This window comes from Manganibacter manganicus (assembly GCF_002075885.1).
Classification (GTDB): Bacteria; Pseudomonadota; Alphaproteobacteria; order Rhizobiales; family Rhizobiaceae; genus Mesorhizobium; species Mesorhizobium manganicum.
The window spans coordinates 14455-29640 of the sequence record NZ_MDET01000011.1; the positions used below are offsets into that span (position 1 = coordinate 14455).

Consider the following 15186-nt stretch of genomic DNA (forward strand, 5'->3'; position numbering starts at 1 on the left):
GATCGTTCGGGGGCCTTTTTCTTTTGCGGTTTCAGTTCTCCTGTTTCGACGTCCTGAACGCCTCATAGAGGCTGTCCAGATTGCTCGTTACCCATGCCCCGAACGCTTTACCGTCCGGATTCGAAAACTCGACTGTGAGCGTCTTGAAGCGCGTTTTAGTGATGACGCTAATTGATTTGTCTGCTGGAGCCCAGGATCGGGCCTCAGCTACCGTACGCTCAGCTTTGGTTGACGCCTTTTTCAGCAGATCGTAGAGGGCCTGAAAGCGGGCATCGCTCTTCTGGTCAAGGAACCCCTGCTCCTGAACGAATTTCAGGGCTTTCGCCCGATTCCCCCTTTCGTCGAGCATGTCGGCCAATTCTGCCCACCGCAGGCGCCCGAAAGAGGAAGCCGGACCCACTGCCTCGATCAGTTCAGGCGGCAACCGCTTGATCAGCGCTATCATGCGCGACAGGGCGGCCTTGTCGACACCAAGGGATGCCATGATGATTTCGCGAGGAAAGCCACGATCCTCAAGGCGAGCACCGAAGAACGACCGCTCGATGAACGAAAGATCCGTGCGGGAATTGTTTTCCTGCCCTTGTGAGACGACGAGCTGCTCGTCGGTGAGATCGCGTACAACCGCCCTCACCCGCAGCCCGAGCTCTTTGGCGGCGGCCAGACGACGGTGGCCATAGGCAACTTGATAGCGGCCTTCGGTCTCTGGATGCGGACGCACCAGGATCGGCACTTGCTGGCCGTGTTCCTTGATCTGGGCAACCAAGGAGGTTGTGTCTTCTGCGTCCACACCAAGGCGATCGACGACAAAGGAGCCGTCTACAAGGGCTGGATCGAGTTCGATGATGGTTTGCCCGGCCGCGAGCTGTCTCTCGATCTCCTCGGCCCTGCTGGCACGTGAATTGATGTTTTCCAGCGACTGCGAGATCGATCCCAGAGGGCTGGCAGGACGGATCGGACGCTCTAGGCCAAGCAAAGGACGCCCCAGTTTCGGCTGCGCGGGCTGAGGAGCCGCTTCGGCGGCCTCTGGGGCCAAATCGAAAACGTTCTTTCGGGCCATGGCTTACTTCCTCCCCCACACGGAGCGGATCAGGCCCTCGATTTCGCCATTCACTTGCGTAAGGGATTCCAACGCACGGTCGTAGGTGCCGCGCGTGAAGGCCGATTTCTCGACTTCGTAGAGCGTTTGTTTGGTCAATCCGGCGTCGGAGACTGCTGTTGACTTGAGCATTGGATGCTCGAGAACCCGCTGTCCGAAGATCGAGCGCATGAAACCAGCCATCTGGCTCTGCGGGCCATCGTTCGGCTCGTAGCGGGTCACCAGATAGCGCATCCAGTCGTATTCCGTGCTGCCACCAGCGTTTTCGACCACGGCCAGCAGATCGCCTGTCATGGTCAAGAACTGGGACATGCTCATGACGTCGAGCATCTGCGGGTGAACGGTGATCAGCACCGCGGTTGCCGCACACAACGCCGACAACGTCAGGAATCCGAGCTGGGGCGGGCAGTCGATAATGACGATGTCGTAAGCGCTCTCGATATCAGCCAGGCTTTCGCCGATCCGGGAGAAGAACATCGAGGTTCCGTCCGGACGGTCCACTAACGCCTTGGGCGTCGTGTGCTCGAATTCCATGAGCTCAAGGTTGCCTGGTACGCAATGCAGGCCAGGCGTATATGTCTCGCGGACGATCTCAGAGATGTGGCGACGGCTCTCGTCGTAGCGGATCGCCCCGTAGATCGTTTCCCCGTCACCAACATCCAGTTCCGGCTGGTGGCCGAACAAGGCCGACAACGAAGCCTGAGGATCGAGATCGATCGCCAACACGCGATATCCTCGCAGCGCGAGATATTGTGCAAGGTGAGCGGAGGTTGTCGTCTTCCCGCTGCCGCCTTTGAAATTCATCACGCTGACAATCTGAAGTTTTTCGCCGGGACGGCGATGTCGGACATATTTAGGTGTCCCTTTCCCTCCCTCGTCGAGAACCCGTCGCAGGTTTTCGAGATCGGCGACGGAGTACAGCCGCCGGCCATTCGGCATGGGTTCCGGACCGTGGCCATCGGCAACGATCTGACGAAGATAGCCCTCGTGAATGCCGATGAAGTCTGCGGCTTCGGCCGGGGTGAACAGGCGAATTGTTTTCTGAGAAGTGGGGGGGAATGTTCGCTGCTGATGCGCCTGTAATTGACGCGACAGCTCATTGGCGTCAGCGATGATCTGACTGCGAAGAGTTGGAACAACGGCGATAGGTTCGTTAGGGTTCGCGTTAGCCAAGAATCTTGTCCCCAGATCTGCGCGTTTTTCGGCAACAGCAGCAAAAATGCGCAGATCAAATTAGCCAGATTCGGAACTCGATGGCAAATCTTTTAAAGCTAACAGAAAGTTAATGCCATCTTGTCCCATCGGATGTTCTGAGTTGTACACGTGCAACTGAATTCGAAGAGGGTCTGGAGAGAGGTCCAAATTTCCTCCCCTGCCCTCAACGAGAATCACATGAAACAGTTGGGCCTTGTGGATGCTCTCCGCGGAGTCCGAGCGATGAGTTGTACACGTGCAACTCGACTTCGGCCTACTGTTCGCGCGCCCCGCAGAAGCTTGACCCCGTTAACGCGGCAGGTTGCCGGTCAAAAAGGAGGCTGCAACTTGTCTCGCGAGCCTGAAACGACTATCTTGCGTGCATCATGAGCAAGCAGTTGGCTTCAGTCCTGACGACGGTGAACGCGCCTTATAGCGAAAAGCTGGATGGCGCGATGCTGGCTTGTTGCCTGTCGGATATCGATGTGGCGAAGCAGCATCCTGGCCAAGTCAGTTCCTTTCTCGGTGAAGTTGCTCCCACGCAGCAAGTCGAGTTCGCCGCCGCGTACCACCTTCCGGTTGACGATCTGAAGGCTTTCGCCGGCGATTTCGCAGCTTGGTCCGGCGAAAGCTATCCGCTCGCTGTATAATGGCTGAACTTCATGGCCGACGTCCTTCCGAATGGCGGCGGCTTTTTCTCATCGCCGCCGACCTGATCGACCAGCTCCGGAAGAATGCCGGAGGTCACAACTTTGAATGATCGTTTGGCGGCGGCACGGCCATGATGATCCAGATCGGTCATCGCGAAAGCCATGACATCGATATTATCCTCGATGACCCTCAACTGCTCGGCTTTATGGATCCATCCAAGAGCGAGCTGCGTCTTGAAATGATGCCATCGGCGTATCAGAAGGACGGCAGTAAGTTTCAGAATTCGCTTTCGAGCATGTGGGTGAGACCGACTTCATCGTTGCCGGAGCACTGACACGGACGCCCTTTGAGTTACGAGAAGTCGAGGGCAGGGCGGTCCGGCTTGAGACCATTCCTGAGATCATTACCAAGAAGGTCTACTACCGGGGATCAGAAGCAAGGCCGCGCGACGTCTTCGATATCGCCGCCGCTGCCCGTTCGCAATTGGGGGCCGTCGTGAAGGCTCCGGGTGATTTTCCAGAACAGGTTGCACTGAGCAAGGCGCGGCTGGAAAAGCTGCATCCGGAATTTGTCAGGCGCACGATCGCGCAGTTGATGATCATGCCTGACTACGAAGCGTCGGCCGCCGACAGTCTGGACACAGCCCTCGCTGTGCTCGATGAGGCGTTGTCGTCGCCTAAGACCTGACCGCCGTACCCCGACGATGGAGCGGGGGAGGAGGGGAGGGGGTTTCAGAGCCCCGAGGCCTTGGTGAGGTTGACGCGGAAACGATCGCGCCGCCGCTGATACTTGCGGGTCATTTCCGCAGAAGCGTGGCCAAGCTGTTTCTGTACATAGCGCTCATCAACCTCGGCCGATGATGCCAAGCCGGAACGCAACGAGTGTCCGGCAAAAAGCTTTCCACGCTGGCCCTCGGGTAAATCGCCGCGCACGCCGGCGGCGAGTGCGGTCCGCTTGACGAGGCGGGCGGCGCCGACCGCCTTGCCTTGCCCCGTCACGCGGCGGAAGAGCGGCCCATGGGCGATGCGGGCAAGTTTCAGCCAGGTCTCGAGCGCCACGATCGGGCAGGTCGTGTCGGACGAGCCGCGGCCGATCTCGACCTCGCGCCAGCCGGTCTTGCCGCGCAGGGTCACCAGCATCCCTTTTTCCAAAACTTCGATCCAGCCGGAAGAATCCTCGGTCTGGTCGCGGCCGACATCGAGGCCGACGATCTCGGAACGGCGTAGACCACCGGCAAAGCCGAGCAACAGCATGGCGCGATCGCGCAGGCCGCGCAGGGTGCCGCGGTCGAGCGTCTCCAGCATGGCGATCAGATCCTCGGGCAGAATGGCTTCCTTCTGGCGCGGTGGGGCGGCGTGGGTGTTGCGGATGCCGGCCATGACGGTGGCGATATGGCGGTCCCTGCGATCGAGTTTCTGGCCGCGCTGGGCAAAATTCCAGGTAAGCGCGGACAGCCGGCGTTCGATGGTCGAGACCGATTTTTTGGCCCCTGGGGCAGTGCCCGCGGCACTGCCGGAGGCCAGCGCGGTGATGTAGAGCCCGACCGTCTGCGGATCGGGCGGCATGGGCGCAAAACCCTGGCGGCGGCACCAGGAGGCAAAATGGCGCCAGTCGGCAGCGTAGGCGCGCCGCGTATTGGCGGAGCTCGCCGCCTCGACGTAATCGCGGGCACGGCCGGCGAGTTTTTCCAGATGCGCCGGCAGTCGTGGGGCAGCGACGGCCGGGGGAGGGGAGGGGGCGTGTTCCCGATCGTTTCCTTCGCTGTCTGGCGCCTCGCCCATTTCCATGACGACATCAATGATGTCGGGCAGTTTGTCACCATTGTTCGTATCGGCCGGCTTCATCGTTTGACCGATCCTATCTCTCAAAACCTTCACCCCGAGGTCGCTGCACGGCGATTCTTCGAGAGGTAACGTGCAGCCCAAGGACAAGATTGTCCACCGCGGAGCGACCGGACGCTCCAGCGCCGAAACGTTGCACCTCGTGAGCGAAGCGGGAGCGGGGGCAGTTCATCGGGGGCCAACGGCGGTGCCGGTCCGAAGCCGGGCGGCAAGCGCATTGTTCTTGCCTACTCGTTCAACATTTCTTATATTCCGTTCAACGCATGGAGACTACGATGCCAGCCCACACCGCATCAGCAACCGAAACCGACGAACGGGTCGCCCGCACCCGCAACCGCCTGGTGCTTGAACAGGCAAGAGCGGTCGGCCTTCTCGGCGCGGCCAAGAACACACGTCTTTCCGGCCGCGTACCCTCCGAGCTCATCGAAGCAGCCAAAAGGCGCGCACACGTCACCTCCGATACAGAACTCCTGGAGCTGGCCTTGTCGCGGCTGGCCCTGGAAGACGATTTCGGGGCGAGGCTCGTCGCCCGCAAGGGCAGCATTCCGGCAGATATCGACCTTGGCGTTTGATCTGCGGAGCGCGTTACGCTCGCTCAAGCCGCAAAAGCACGTTGCGAGCCTCGAACGACGGCCCGATGCCGAACTCGCGTGGGCCGCAGACGAGGCGGCGATCGGCGGCGCACTGCTCCTCGACACCAGCGTCTATCTCGATGTGCTGCAGGGCCGTACGCCGCAAGCGGTCGACGATCTCCTCACCTATCGCCTCTGCCACCATTCGGCCGTTTGCCTCGCCGAACTGACCCATGTGTTCGGTCGCCTGGACCCGGCCCACCCGACGACGAAATCGGTGCTGAAAGCGGTCGGGGAGACGATCGAGGACATTCCCGCCCATCGCCTCCATAGTCCCGACGCGAGCGTTTGGGGTCAGGCCGGAATCGTGGCCGGGCTGTTGTTTCGCCTGAGCGGCCTGCCGAAAGGGGAGGGGCATGAGCGCCGGTTCCTGAATGACACACTGATCTTCCACCAGGCCGGTGTTCTCGGCGCCGCCGTGCTGACGGGAAACATCCGGGATTTCGATATTCTCGGCCAGCTTGTTCCGGCGGGCCGCGTGATCTTCTACCGGGCAGCGACGCGCTGAAGCTCCGGTGACCGATGGGGGCGAAACCCACGCAATGGGCGCGGGCTCGAACGCGAAGTGGCCGACCGAATGTCCAGGCTCGGATCCGGACGTTGCGGAAGCGCCGAAAACAGGCTACGATCCCAGCAGTCGATCGGAATGCAGGCGTGATCTGCGCCACAAGAGCCGCGCCACGATGCACAAGCGGTGCAATGCACCGGTCGACGACAAGAATCTCAAAAATCCGCTCGAAAACCGCTCCAGGGGACGGGTTTCCGTGCCTTTTCAAAAACGACCGATAAGCCAACATTATCGGTCTTTTATTCCGCACGACAGGCGGTGCGGTTTATATCGAATATTGTTGTATAAAGCGCCGTTGCGATTCATGCTGCGAATGATGATTCTGCGCCCCGTTCCCTCTTCCCGTCACGACTTCACTCCCGCCGATGCGGCTTCGGCCGGGCCGATACCGGCGGTGCCGGCCTGGCTGCGCCGGGCGGTGCCCGACGCGCAAGGCCTTGCCGGGTACAGCGTCGAAGACGTGGCCATCACGGCCGGCGCGGCCCTCGGCGCCCTTGATGCAGTGGTGCGCCGCGCCGAAAAATGGGCCGGCGCCTGGCGGCAGCGGCTGGCGCTCTCCGCCGCCGCCGTCACGGCGAGGCAGGCGGGCCGGGTCGAGGACGAGGCGGCGCTGCGCGATACTTTTGCCTTCAGCGGCACTCAAGATGGATTATCCGGGTCTACGACCCTCGGACCGGCCGGCCTTTTTCTGCTGGTCTGGCGCCGGCTGGCCGCGCGGCCGGTCGAGGACCTGCTGACGGCGAAAAACCTCGGCGCAGTGGCGGAAGCGTTCGGCTACGCCCGCGACGCCGAAGCGCTCGGCGAACTGGCGGATGAATTGCGCCGTCTCGCCGCCGGGGGAGCGGTCGGGCAACTGACCGGCGCGTTCCTGGCCGCCGAACGCTACGGCTTCGGGCGCTTCGTCGGGGCGTGGCTTGCCGACGCGCTGCTGGCCCGACGCTTGGGTTGGGCCCATGCGGTTCCGCTGCTCGGCACTGAGGTAACTTTGGGCGGGGGGCCCGCTCGCATACGGCGATCGGCAATCGTTTCTCCGGCGGTGGGCATCGAAACCGAATCCGACGGTGCAAAAAGTCTGCTCGCCGCACAGGCGCGCGCGGCGCTGCGCGCCATCGATCTGTCGGCCGAACTCGGGCGCCGCGCCGAAAAGCTGCTCGCCGTCGCGCCAAAACTCAGGGCCAAGGGCGCAGACACGGTCGTGCAAAAGCTGTTGTCTTGCGACGCAATGGTCGCGTCCGACCCCGTCGCCGGCATCAGCGACCGCGGCCTGCGCCGGCTGTTCGACCGGCTGGTCGAACTCGACGCCGTGCGCGAACTGTCCGGCCGGCCCGCCTTCCGCATTTATGGGTTGTGATGATGGCGCCGCGTTCGCCGGAGGCTCGCCGAGAAAATGAGGATGGGCAAAGACCGTTGCTTGATCGGGAACTGAATCACCTGCCGCCGGAGGCGCGCTGGCGCGAGTGGATGAGCCGTGTCGAGGCGACCATCTTTGCCGCCAGCGAGCCGGTGACACGCGGGGTGCTGGCCCGCATTGTCGGCAAGAACTGCAGCATCGACCTGCTGATCGACGACATCCGCGAGGAGCTGCGCGGCCGGCCCTATGATCTGATTTCGGTGGCCGGCGGCTGGAAACACCTGACCCGGCCCGCCTATGCCGACGCCATCCGCGGTGCATTTGGCACCACCGTCGGCGGCGACGAGAAGGCGGGGGATCTCAGTCAGTCCGAGGTGCTGGTGCTGACGGCAATCGCCTATTTCCAGCCGATCACCCGCGCCGAACTGTCGAGCTTTTTTGGGAAAGAAATCTCCCGCGACTTGATCGGCGTTCTGCGCGGCGCCGGCATGATCGCCTCGGGTCCGCGCGCACCGCAGCCCGGTGCGCCCTATACCTACGTCACGACAAAAGACTTCCTGCTCGCGTTCGGCCTCGACACGCTGCGCGATCTGCCCGACTTCGAGGCGCTCGAAGACGCCGGGCTGCTGTCCAAGGAAAAGCTGCTGGCAGGGGATATTCCAGCCGGACTGACGGGCGGGGAGGGCGACGGCGACGGCGAAGAGGAAGCAGAGGACGGTATCGTTGAGGACCAATTGTCTTGAGCGGGTCGGTTCGATTTCGCGCCTCTTCCGTCGGAACCTTACGACCAAGACGACTGATCATGCGGCAGCCGATGATCGGGATCGTGAATGGCAATATGATCGCCGTCGACGAGATTGGCTGGAAAGATCACCAGATTGGTGCCGCCGGCATGACGTAGCGATGGGAACAGAATACCGCGCAGCCCTGCCGTGATGACCAGGTCTGCAAGCTTCCACGACGGCGGGATTTTCTTGTCGATGCGAGCGATCTGGCGCCAGGCACAATCCCACTCTTGCCAGGCGTCATCCCAGACGTCTGGATCATATCCCTGCGACAGGTCGGCGACTTCGGCGAGTGTGATCTTGTAGGCGGCAAGGGTGGCCGGCGGTGTGATGCTGGTGCCCTGCTTGTATTCTTCGAGCGCTGTCTGGGCCGAGCGGGACAAATAGAGCGCTTCGATGCCTGGCCGATTGAAACGTCCACCGTCGATCGCCGCTCCCGCGCCGCTGATGGGCAGGAAAGCCCATTTGGGTGTCAGATAGCGGTGATAAATCTCGTCCGGGCCGACGCGGGCGAACTTCACCCGCGCGCGCCGTTTTCGAGATCCCGGATGAAGGCCAGGACTGGTTCGACCTGGCCGTCGGCGATGAGCTCGGCCGCCGTGCGATGGCCATAGTCGGCGATCGGTTCGTTGCGATACCAGTAGATCGCCTTGTCGACATCACCGGTGAGTTCTGTCGCGGCCGAAATCACTTTCACCATCTCGCGCATCCGCCCCTGCAGACGCTCCGATGACGGGTTACGAAGCGTGTTTCTGTGAACACCCGTCAATTGCGCCAGGTTGGCCACCTTCACCCCAAGCGCCTGCGAAAGGCGCTTCGGCGAGATATAAGGTGTGCGTGGTTCCTGCAGGCTATCGACAAAACCTGAAATCGCCGTGGAATGTGCGAGCTGTGCTTGGGTCATGCTAAAACTCCAACCTGTCTCATATGCACAATATATGCACATTTCAGCGCATAGCAAGTGAACTGAAAATTGGCAGTTTCACCGCAAGCTCGTCTAGTACTCGGGGCTGTTGTCGCGGCGGCTTTGCGCCGCCATGCACGAACCCGCTTCGCGGGAGGGGCGCCTTGCGCTGAGATGGCGTAGTCTTCATAGCCTTTGAGCAGGTTGCGGCGAGCGAGCCGACCATGGAGTTCCCTTCAACGAGAGGAACTCGCCATGGATACCAGTCACAGTTCAGCCCGGTCCTTGAGGCGCAGGTGAAGGGCAACAGCCCGTTCGCCGATCTGATCGGCTGGATGCAGTCGAACCTCGACGCGCCGCTGGACGTACCGTCGTTGGCTGCCCGCGCGGGCCTGACCGGGCGCACGTTCCATCGCAAGTTCGTAACGGCGACCGGCGTAACGCCGGCCCGCTTCGTCGAGGCGGCGAGGCTCGATGCCGCGCGCATGTTGCTCTCCCCTGGGCTGTCGCTGAAGTTGGTCGCGGCGCAAGTGGGATTGTTCCCGCACGCCCGCCTCGTCGAAGCCTTCGAGCGCCGCTTCGGCGTCGCGCCGAGGCTGTTCCGCGACATGCACGCCGAACTGTGAGCACCGAAAGGCGGCTTGGGAGACGCGTTGTTGACTGGCAACTAAGAGCCGACGGCGGACCGCCCGGATTTGGATTGACGGCGCAGGACGCCGCCCTTCCGCTCCCGACCCCTTTGCCGCCATTCTGACCATTGCCGTCGTAGCCCGAAAGCTGTCTTTCGTTCCGCACCTGCCAGATGGCCGAGATCGGGCCGAAGAAGTAAGTCAGGGTGAAGGTGTTCCAACACTATGGACTTGAGTTGAGCAAAACGGTCTAAGTCAATACAATATTCGCAGTTTGTGGTTCGCATGGCACCGCTGCGAACAACAATGCCGGTCGCAACTTGGCTGGCAAAAGGGGGGTATGTGGTAGCCAAGGCACCGAAGATAACTTTAACGAGCCCATTGATCGAGGCTGTGAAGGCACAGAGATGTGTGCTTTTTCTAGGGGCCGGAGCGTCAAAGGAGGCTCGAAACGCCGAGGGTCACAAACCCCCTGATGCCGACCAGCTGCGTGATATCCTGGCGGACCGCTTTTTCAAGAAGGCCATGCCTAATCGCGACGTGATGGCCGTCGCCGAAATGGCGATTGCCAACAGCGGGTCGGCTCCTCAGGTATACGAAGAAGTGCGCAAGGCCTTCACCGGCTTCGCCCCGCAAGCGACCCATCGCCTTATTCCAAGCTTCAGTTGGAGGGCTATCGCGACCACAAACTACGACACGATCGTTGAGGAGACGTACAAAGAGGTCACGACAAGGATTCAGCAGATCGTTCCGCTCGTTAAGGATGATGAGCCCATCGATGAAAGGCTTCGGGAATTCCCAAATCCGGTGCCCTATCTCAAACTTCATGGCTGTCTGAACCATATCCATGACGCTGATATTCCGCCCGTGCTCTCGCGGGAGGTTTACTCGACCTACTCGAAAAACCGCTCACGGTTGTTTCTGCGCCTTCAGGACATGGCTTTCGAACACACCTTCATCTTCGTCGGCTATCGCCTGGACGACTCCCATATCCGGGACCTCATCTACAATCTGGGTCCAGGTCGACGGCCGCGCTGGTACATGGTGACCCCGAACGCGGAGCCCGAGGATGTCGCGTTCTGGGCAACGAAAAACGTCGAGCTGATCAAAGCCTATTTCGGAGACTTCATGGCTGCTCTCGACGAGGCCATACCTCCACTTTTCCGTCGCATATCGCACTCGGCGGATGTCGCGGATTTCCCGATCCGGCGACTGTTCAAGACGCACAGCCTCGAATCCGACGCCACGAACAAATCGCTCCGCGACGATCTGACGTTCATCCATGCCGAGATGCCTTTCGAACCTCAAACGGCGGAGCAGTTTTATTCAGGCTACGACACCGGTTGGGGCGCTATCGCCAACCGGTTGGACGTCCGCCGGCAGGTCGAAGACGATATCCTTTTCAAAACCGTGCTTGAAAACGATGCTCCTGACGGCCCTGTGTTGATTATGGTCAAGGGTCCTGCCGGCGCCGGCAAGACCATTGCCCTGAAACGATCCGCCTGGGAGGCCGCAACAGCGTCGAATGTGCTGGCCGTCTGGTTCAGTCCGGACGGCGCACTCCGGCCGGACGTGTTCTCCGAATTGCATGAGATGACGGGAAAGACAATCTACCTGTTCGTCGACGATGTCGCGCTTCATGTGGATGGCTTGCTCGCGCTACTTCGGCACGCTCGTGGCGCAAAACTGCCGCTTGTTGTGGTGGGGGCAGAGAGAGACTCGGACTGGAACACCTATTGCGGTCCGCTCGAGAGCGAATTTCCTGGTCCTGAGCTCAAGGTACGTTATCTTTCCCGAAAAGAGATCGGTGACCTCCTTGACCTTCTCGAGAAGCACAATTGTCTGGGTCTGCTTGCCAATGAGACAAGGGACGAGCGCATTCGGCAATTTGAGAGCGTGGCAGAACGCCAGCTGCTCGTCGCTCTACATCAGCTAACGCAAGGCAGGCCTTTCGAAGACGTCCTTCGTCTTGAGCACCAACGCATCAGCCCCCAGAAGGCAAGACAGCTTTATCTCGACATCGCGACCATGCACCAATACTCGGTCAGCGCCCGTGCAGGCACAATCTCACGCATCTCCGGCATCACTTTCTCGGACTATCAAGAGAAGTTTTTTGCTCCGCTGCAAAACATCGTTCGTGCCGAGGTAGACAAGTATTCACGTGACTACAGCTATCGCACCCGCCACGCGCGGGTGGCACAACTTGTCTTCAGGCAGGCTTGTCCCAGCGATGATGAGAAAGCCGACCAGTTCTCCCGCCTGATTTCGGGTCTTGATTTTGGGTACTCGTCGGACTCCAGAGCCCTTGAGCAGATTACGAAAGGTCGCGCACTTGCCGACACCTTTGCTGAACCCCCACCAGGCCGGCGTATCTATGAAGCTGCAATTGCAGTCGCCCCAAACCAGGCGTTTCTCTACCAACAATGGGCGCTGTTCGAACTTCACCATCCTCGCGGCTCCCTGGATGAGGCCGAGCGCCGGGCGAATGAGGCTCATGCCATTGATGAGAAAAACACGGCTGTCATCCACACCCAAGCCGAAATTGACCGGATCCGGGCGACCAAAGTCGACTCGCCGCTGCTGAAAGACCAGTTGCGCCGGAGAGCCCGTGAACGGCTCAACTCTCTGTCGAACAGTAGTCGATTCGCGGTCTCGAGCCGATGCAAGATGCTTGTTGATGAGATTGTCGAACTCAACCGCGAACTGAGCGACGACGCTCCAGAGCACGACGCGATGTTCTTTGCGGAGAAAACGCGCGATGCCGAAAGCCGGATCAGGCTGGCTCTACAGCAGTTCCCCGACGATCCGGACATAATCCAGATCGAGGCGCGTTTTCGCGAGGAGATCGATCAAGAAGACCGAGCGTTGCGCGCGCTGGAGAAGGCCCTTCGCCTCAACCCGAAGGGCTCAGGCGCGGCTATACGGGTGGCCCGCATTTACCGGTCGCGGGACCGCGCCGGCGATGCGCTCAAGGTGCTGAGCGAGGCGCTGGCCAGTAGCCCCGACGACAAGGCAGTGCATTCCGAGATCGCCCGTCATCACCTCGCGGAGTGTACCGGTGATGATGACCTCATCGAGAGTCATCTGAGGCGAGCCTATTCGACCGGAGATGCTAATTATGAGGCGCGCTTCGATCTCGCCCAGTTCCTGTTCGTCCGAGACGAAGCGGCCAAAGCCGCCGGCCTCTTTGACGAAATAGACGCCAAAGCTCCGCCTACATTTCGGCCCGTTGCCAATCGAGAAAATCATTTCACGAGGCGCATCGCAGAGCAGGCCGGCTATGTCCAATCGATCTCCGGGCACATGTTCTTCATCCGGACCGGCTCTTATCCGAAGGAAATTTTCTCACACAAGTCCTCGATCGCCTACGGTGAGTTCGAAGACGTTTCGATCGGGACGAACGTCCGCTTCCAGGTGCGGTTCAACCGCAAAGGACCTGTGGCCGTATCGGTGACAATCGTCTGACGGGAGCTGTCGATCCCGTGGCAAGCTGACCGAAGCGCTTAGTCAGCTATTTTGCCAAATCAATGACAGCTTTCCCGTGTAACCGCCCAGAACCAGCCATTCCCCTTCCCACCCCCGCTGGAGACGGAACAGATATCTGTATTTGTGCGCCTGTCCGCGGCTCAATCTCCAGGCATACCTCGAGCAATCAGGCGAGCAATTCGTCCCGAGAATGCCTTGGCATCTGCCGGCTTGTCGCCGTCGAGCACGCGCGCCTCGTCATAAAGAAGATGCGCCACATCTTCCTTGAAGGCCTGTTCGCCCTTTCCGAGCTTTGCCAGCGCTACGATACGTTCGTGTCGCGGGTTGATTTCCAGAATGGGCTTGGCGGCGTTGTCGAGACGGCCCGCAGCATTGAGGAGACGCTCGAACTGCCGATCGGGACCATGCTCCGGCGCGACGAGGCAGACAGCGCTTTCCATCAGGCGGTCAGAGGGCTTCACATCGGATACAGCATCGCCGAGCACGGTCTTGACGAAGGCCAGGAACGTGGCGATTTCAGATGACGTTTCGGTGTCGGGCTTTGCCGCATCGTCGAGTAGTGGAATATCCGAAAGGTCTGCCGCGCCCTGCGTCACCGATCTGAATGGCTTGCCCTCAAATTCCGGCGTGATCGTCGTCCAGAAGCTATCGACCGGATCAGTCAGCAGCAGCACTTCGAGGCCGTGCGCCCTGAAGCCTTCAAGCTGGGGTGAAGCTTCCAGCCGTCCTCGATCGTCGCCGGCCATGTAGAAGATGGCCTTCTGGCCCTCCTTCATTGCCGACACATAATCGGCAAGGCTATGCAATTCTTCACCTGAGGTCGTCGACCTGAAGCGCGCCAGCTTGAACAGTTGCTCGCGCCGTTCATAGTCCTCGTAGAGCCCTTCCTTTAGGACGACTCCGAAATTCTCCCAGATCTTCGCATAGGCTTGTGCATCGTTCTCGGCCAACTTGACGAGGTCACCGAGGATACGGTTGGTTATGCCCTTCCGGATAGCGGCCAGCAACGGGCTTTCCTGGATCATTTCACGCGAGACATTGAGCGGCAGGTCGGCGGAGTCGACCAGCCCACGAACGAAGCGCAGATAGCGGGGCAGAAGGTCGGCGTCGTCGGTGATGAAAACACGCCGAACGTAAAGCTTCATATGCCCCTTGCGATCCTGATCGAAGAGATCGAAGGGACGCGACCCGGGAACGAAGGCGAGAACGCTGTATTCCTGCCGACCCTCGGCGCGGAAATGGATCGTCGCGGCTGGTTCGTCATACTGGCCGGCAATGCCGCGGTAGAAATCCGTATATTCCTCGGGCTTGATCTCGCTCTTCGGCTTAACCCACAGGGCCGTGCCGTCCGCGATGTCACGCGCCTCTGCCGCGGGCTTCTCGACAAGCGAAATCGGCACAGGCACATGACCGGATTGCGACTTCACCAGACGTTCGAGCTGATAGGATTCAGTATAGGAGGCGGCGTCCTCCATGAGGTGAAGTACAACGCGGGTGCCGCGCTGTGGTGCTTCGTCAAGCGCAGCCGGGCCAATCTCAAAAGAACCCTTGCCGTCGGAGGACCAGCGCCAGGCTTCCTCGCTTCCGGCCTGGCGGCTGATCACGTCCACTTTGTCAGCCACCATGAAGGCGGAGTAGAAACCGACGCCGAACTGGCCGATCAGTTGTGCGTCTTCGCCCGTCTTGCCGGATTCGATGCGTTCCATGAAGGCGCGTGTGCCGGAACGAGCGATCGTGCCCAGCGCCTCCGCCATTTCGTCGCGGCTCATTCCGATGCCGTTGTCTTCCACGACGAGTTGCTTCTTGTCGGGGTCGGCGGCGATGGTAATGCGCGGCTTCGGATCATCGCCCAGCAGCTCCGGACGGCCGATCGCCTCGAAGCGAAGCTTTTCGCAGGCGTCGGCGGCGTTGGAGATTAGCTCGCGCAGAAAGATATCGCGGTCGGAATAGACCGAATGCACCATCATATGGAGCAGCCGCGAGACGTCCGCCTCGAAGGTTCTGGTTTCCGTCGCCGTGGTGTCTGTCGTCATCTCGAAGTCCCTGTGC

Annotated in this window: 16 protein-coding genes; 9 read left to right on the top strand and 7 right to left on the bottom strand. The window is 60.6% G+C overall.

The window, feature by feature from the left end:
* Window positions 1-31: 31 nt before the first annotated feature.
* Window positions 32-1057, bottom strand: a complete 1026-nt coding sequence (gene repB / locus BFN67_RS08420) for a plasmid partitioning protein RepB (protein WP_080919188.1) — start codon at window positions 1055-1057, stop codon at window positions 32-34.
* A gap of 3 nt (window positions 1058-1060) precedes the next feature.
* On the bottom strand, window positions 1061-2242 hold the full coding sequence (gene repA / locus BFN67_RS08425) for a plasmid partitioning protein RepA (protein ID WP_080919267.1): 1182 nt from the start codon (window positions 2240-2242) through the stop codon (window positions 1061-1063).
* 434 nt (window positions 2243-2676) lie between these two features.
* Here repA and BFN67_RS08430 point away from each other — a divergent pair, with 434 nt between their 5' ends.
* On the top strand, window positions 2677-2940 hold the full coding sequence (locus tag BFN67_RS08430) for a hypothetical protein (RefSeq protein WP_080919189.1): 264 nt from the start codon (window positions 2677-2679) through the stop codon (window positions 2938-2940).
* On the opposite strand, the gene BFN67_RS24320 is transcribed toward BFN67_RS08430, so the two are convergent.
* Window positions 2922-3104 carry a hypothetical protein gene (locus tag BFN67_RS24320; protein WP_192856785.1) on the bottom strand — a complete coding sequence of 61 codons (183 nt, stop codon included), beginning with the start codon at window positions 3102-3104 and terminating at the stop codon, window positions 2922-2924. The genes BFN67_RS08430 and BFN67_RS24320 overlap by 19 nt on opposite strands.
* Between BFN67_RS24320 and BFN67_RS24785 the strand changes: the two genes are divergently transcribed.
* Both BFN67_RS24785 and BFN67_RS08435 read left to right on the top strand, forming a co-directional pair.
* Window positions 3075-3275 (top strand): hypothetical protein, encoded by a 201-nt coding sequence (locus BFN67_RS24785; protein ID WP_245295207.1) that lies wholly within the window; start codon window positions 3075-3077, stop codon window positions 3273-3275. The two genes, BFN67_RS24320 and BFN67_RS24785, sit on opposite strands and share 30 nt — an antisense overlap.
* Window positions 3239-3628: a hypothetical protein gene (locus BFN67_RS08435; RefSeq protein ID WP_245295195.1), complete on the top strand. Its 390-nt coding sequence runs from the start codon at window positions 3239-3241 to the stop codon at window positions 3626-3628. The genes BFN67_RS24785 and BFN67_RS08435 overlap by 37 nt, the downstream gene beginning before the upstream one ends.
* A 44-nt stretch (window positions 3629-3672) precedes the next feature.
* On the opposite strand, the gene BFN67_RS08440 is transcribed toward BFN67_RS08435, so the two are convergent.
* Window positions 3673-4785, bottom strand: a complete 1113-nt coding sequence (locus BFN67_RS08440) for a site-specific integrase (RefSeq protein ID WP_080919190.1) — start codon at window positions 4783-4785, stop codon at window positions 3673-3675.
* Window positions 4786-5057: 272 nt separating this feature from the next.
* On the opposite strand from BFN67_RS08440, the gene BFN67_RS08445 reads away from it, so the two are divergent.
* From BFN67_RS08445 to scpB, 4 genes are all read left to right on the top strand, one after another.
* Entirely contained in the window at window positions 5058-5354 is a 297-nt protein-coding gene (locus BFN67_RS08445; protein WP_080919268.1) for a hypothetical protein, read from the top strand.
* Window positions 5344-5922: a type II toxin-antitoxin system VapC family toxin gene (locus BFN67_RS08450; RefSeq protein ID WP_080919191.1), complete on the top strand. Its 579-nt coding sequence runs from the start codon at window positions 5344-5346 to the stop codon at window positions 5920-5922. Before BFN67_RS08445 ends, BFN67_RS08450 begins: the two co-directional genes overlap by 11 nt.
* A 376-nt stretch (window positions 5923-6298) precedes the next feature.
* The gene (locus BFN67_RS08455; protein ID WP_080919269.1) at window positions 6299-7333 is read left to right on the top strand and encodes a DUF1403 family protein; all 1035 of its coding nucleotides are present in this window, start codon (window positions 6299-6301) and stop codon (window positions 7331-7333) included.
* A gap of 2 nt (window positions 7334-7335) precedes the next feature.
* Window positions 7336-8076, top strand: a complete 741-nt coding sequence (scpB, locus tag BFN67_RS08460) for an SMC-Scp complex subunit ScpB (protein WP_080919270.1) — start codon at window positions 7336-7338, stop codon at window positions 8074-8076.
* 38 nt (window positions 8077-8114) lie between these two features.
* On the opposite strand, the gene BFN67_RS08465 is transcribed toward scpB, so the two are convergent.
* Both BFN67_RS08465 and BFN67_RS08470 read right to left on the bottom strand, forming a co-directional pair.
* Entirely contained in the window at window positions 8115-8639 is a 525-nt protein-coding gene (locus BFN67_RS08465; protein ID WP_080919192.1) for an RES family NAD+ phosphorylase, read from the bottom strand.
* A complete protein-coding gene (locus tag BFN67_RS08470; protein ID WP_080919193.1) occupies window positions 8636-9022 on the bottom strand; it encodes a hypothetical protein in 387 nt (128 codons plus the stop codon). The genes BFN67_RS08465 and BFN67_RS08470 overlap by 4 nt, the downstream gene beginning before the upstream one ends.
* A 224-nt stretch (window positions 9023-9246) precedes the next feature.
* On the opposite strand from BFN67_RS08470, the gene BFN67_RS08475 reads away from it, so the two are divergent.
* Together BFN67_RS08475 and BFN67_RS08480 are read left to right on the top strand one after the other, a co-directional pair.
* Complete coding sequence (locus tag BFN67_RS08475; RefSeq protein WP_245295196.1) at window positions 9247-9648, top strand: helix-turn-helix domain-containing protein; 402 nt, start codon at window positions 9247-9249, stop codon at window positions 9646-9648.
* 288 nt (window positions 9649-9936) lie between these two features.
* Window positions 9937-13116, top strand: coding sequence for an SIR2 family NAD-dependent protein deacylase (locus BFN67_RS08480; protein ID WP_080919194.1), 3180 nt, complete (start codon window positions 9937-9939; stop codon window positions 13114-13116).
* A 161-nt stretch (window positions 13117-13277) separates the two neighbouring features.
* Here the strand turns inward: BFN67_RS08480 and htpG are convergent, their stop codons facing one another.
* A complete protein-coding gene (gene htpG, locus BFN67_RS08485) occupies window positions 13278-15170 on the bottom strand; it encodes a molecular chaperone HtpG (RefSeq protein ID WP_080919195.1) in 1893 nt (630 codons plus the stop codon).
* Between the last annotated feature and the right edge of the window lie 16 nt (window positions 15171-15186).

Excerpts from the sequence above, each read along its gene's own strand:
- repB (WP_080919188.1), bottom strand. The coding sequence starts at position 1,057 with ATGGCCCGAAAGAACGTTTTCGATTTGGCCCCAGAGGCCGCCGAAGCG.
- BFN67_RS08430 (WP_080919189.1), top strand. The coding sequence starts at position 2,677 with ATGAGCAAGCAGTTGGCTTCAGTCCTGACGACGGTGAACGCGCCTTAT.
- BFN67_RS24785 (WP_245295207.1), top strand. The coding sequence starts at position 3,075 with ATGATCCAGATCGGTCATCGCGAAAGCCATGACATCGATATTATCCTC.
- BFN67_RS24320 (WP_192856785.1), bottom strand. The coding sequence starts at position 3,104 with ATGGCTTTCGCGATGACCGATCTGGATCATCATGGCCGTGCCGCCGCC.
- BFN67_RS08440 (WP_080919190.1), bottom strand. The coding sequence starts at position 4,785 with ATGAAGCCGGCCGATACGAACAATGGTGACAAACTGCCCGACATCATT.
- BFN67_RS08445 (WP_080919268.1), top strand. The coding sequence starts at position 5,058 with ATGCCAGCCCACACCGCATCAGCAACCGAAACCGACGAACGGGTCGCC.
- BFN67_RS08455 (WP_080919269.1), top strand. The coding sequence starts at position 6,299 with ATGATTCTGCGCCCCGTTCCCTCTTCCCGTCACGACTTCACTCCCGCC.
- scpB (WP_080919270.1), top strand. The coding sequence starts at position 7,336 with ATGGCGCCGCGTTCGCCGGAGGCTCGCCGAGAAAATGAGGATGGGCAA.
- BFN67_RS08470 (WP_080919193.1), bottom strand. The coding sequence starts at position 9,022 with ATGACCCAAGCACAGCTCGCACATTCCACGGCGATTTCAGGTTTTGTC.
- BFN67_RS08475 (WP_245295196.1), top strand. The coding sequence starts at position 9,247 with ATGGAGTTCCCTTCAACGAGAGGAACTCGCCATGGATACCAGTCACAG.
- BFN67_RS08480 (WP_080919194.1), top strand. The coding sequence starts at position 9,937 with ATGGCACCGCTGCGAACAACAATGCCGGTCGCAACTTGGCTGGCAAAA.
- htpG (WP_080919195.1), bottom strand. The coding sequence starts at position 15,170 with ATGACGACAGACACCACGGCGACGGAAACCAGAACCTTCGAGGCGGAC.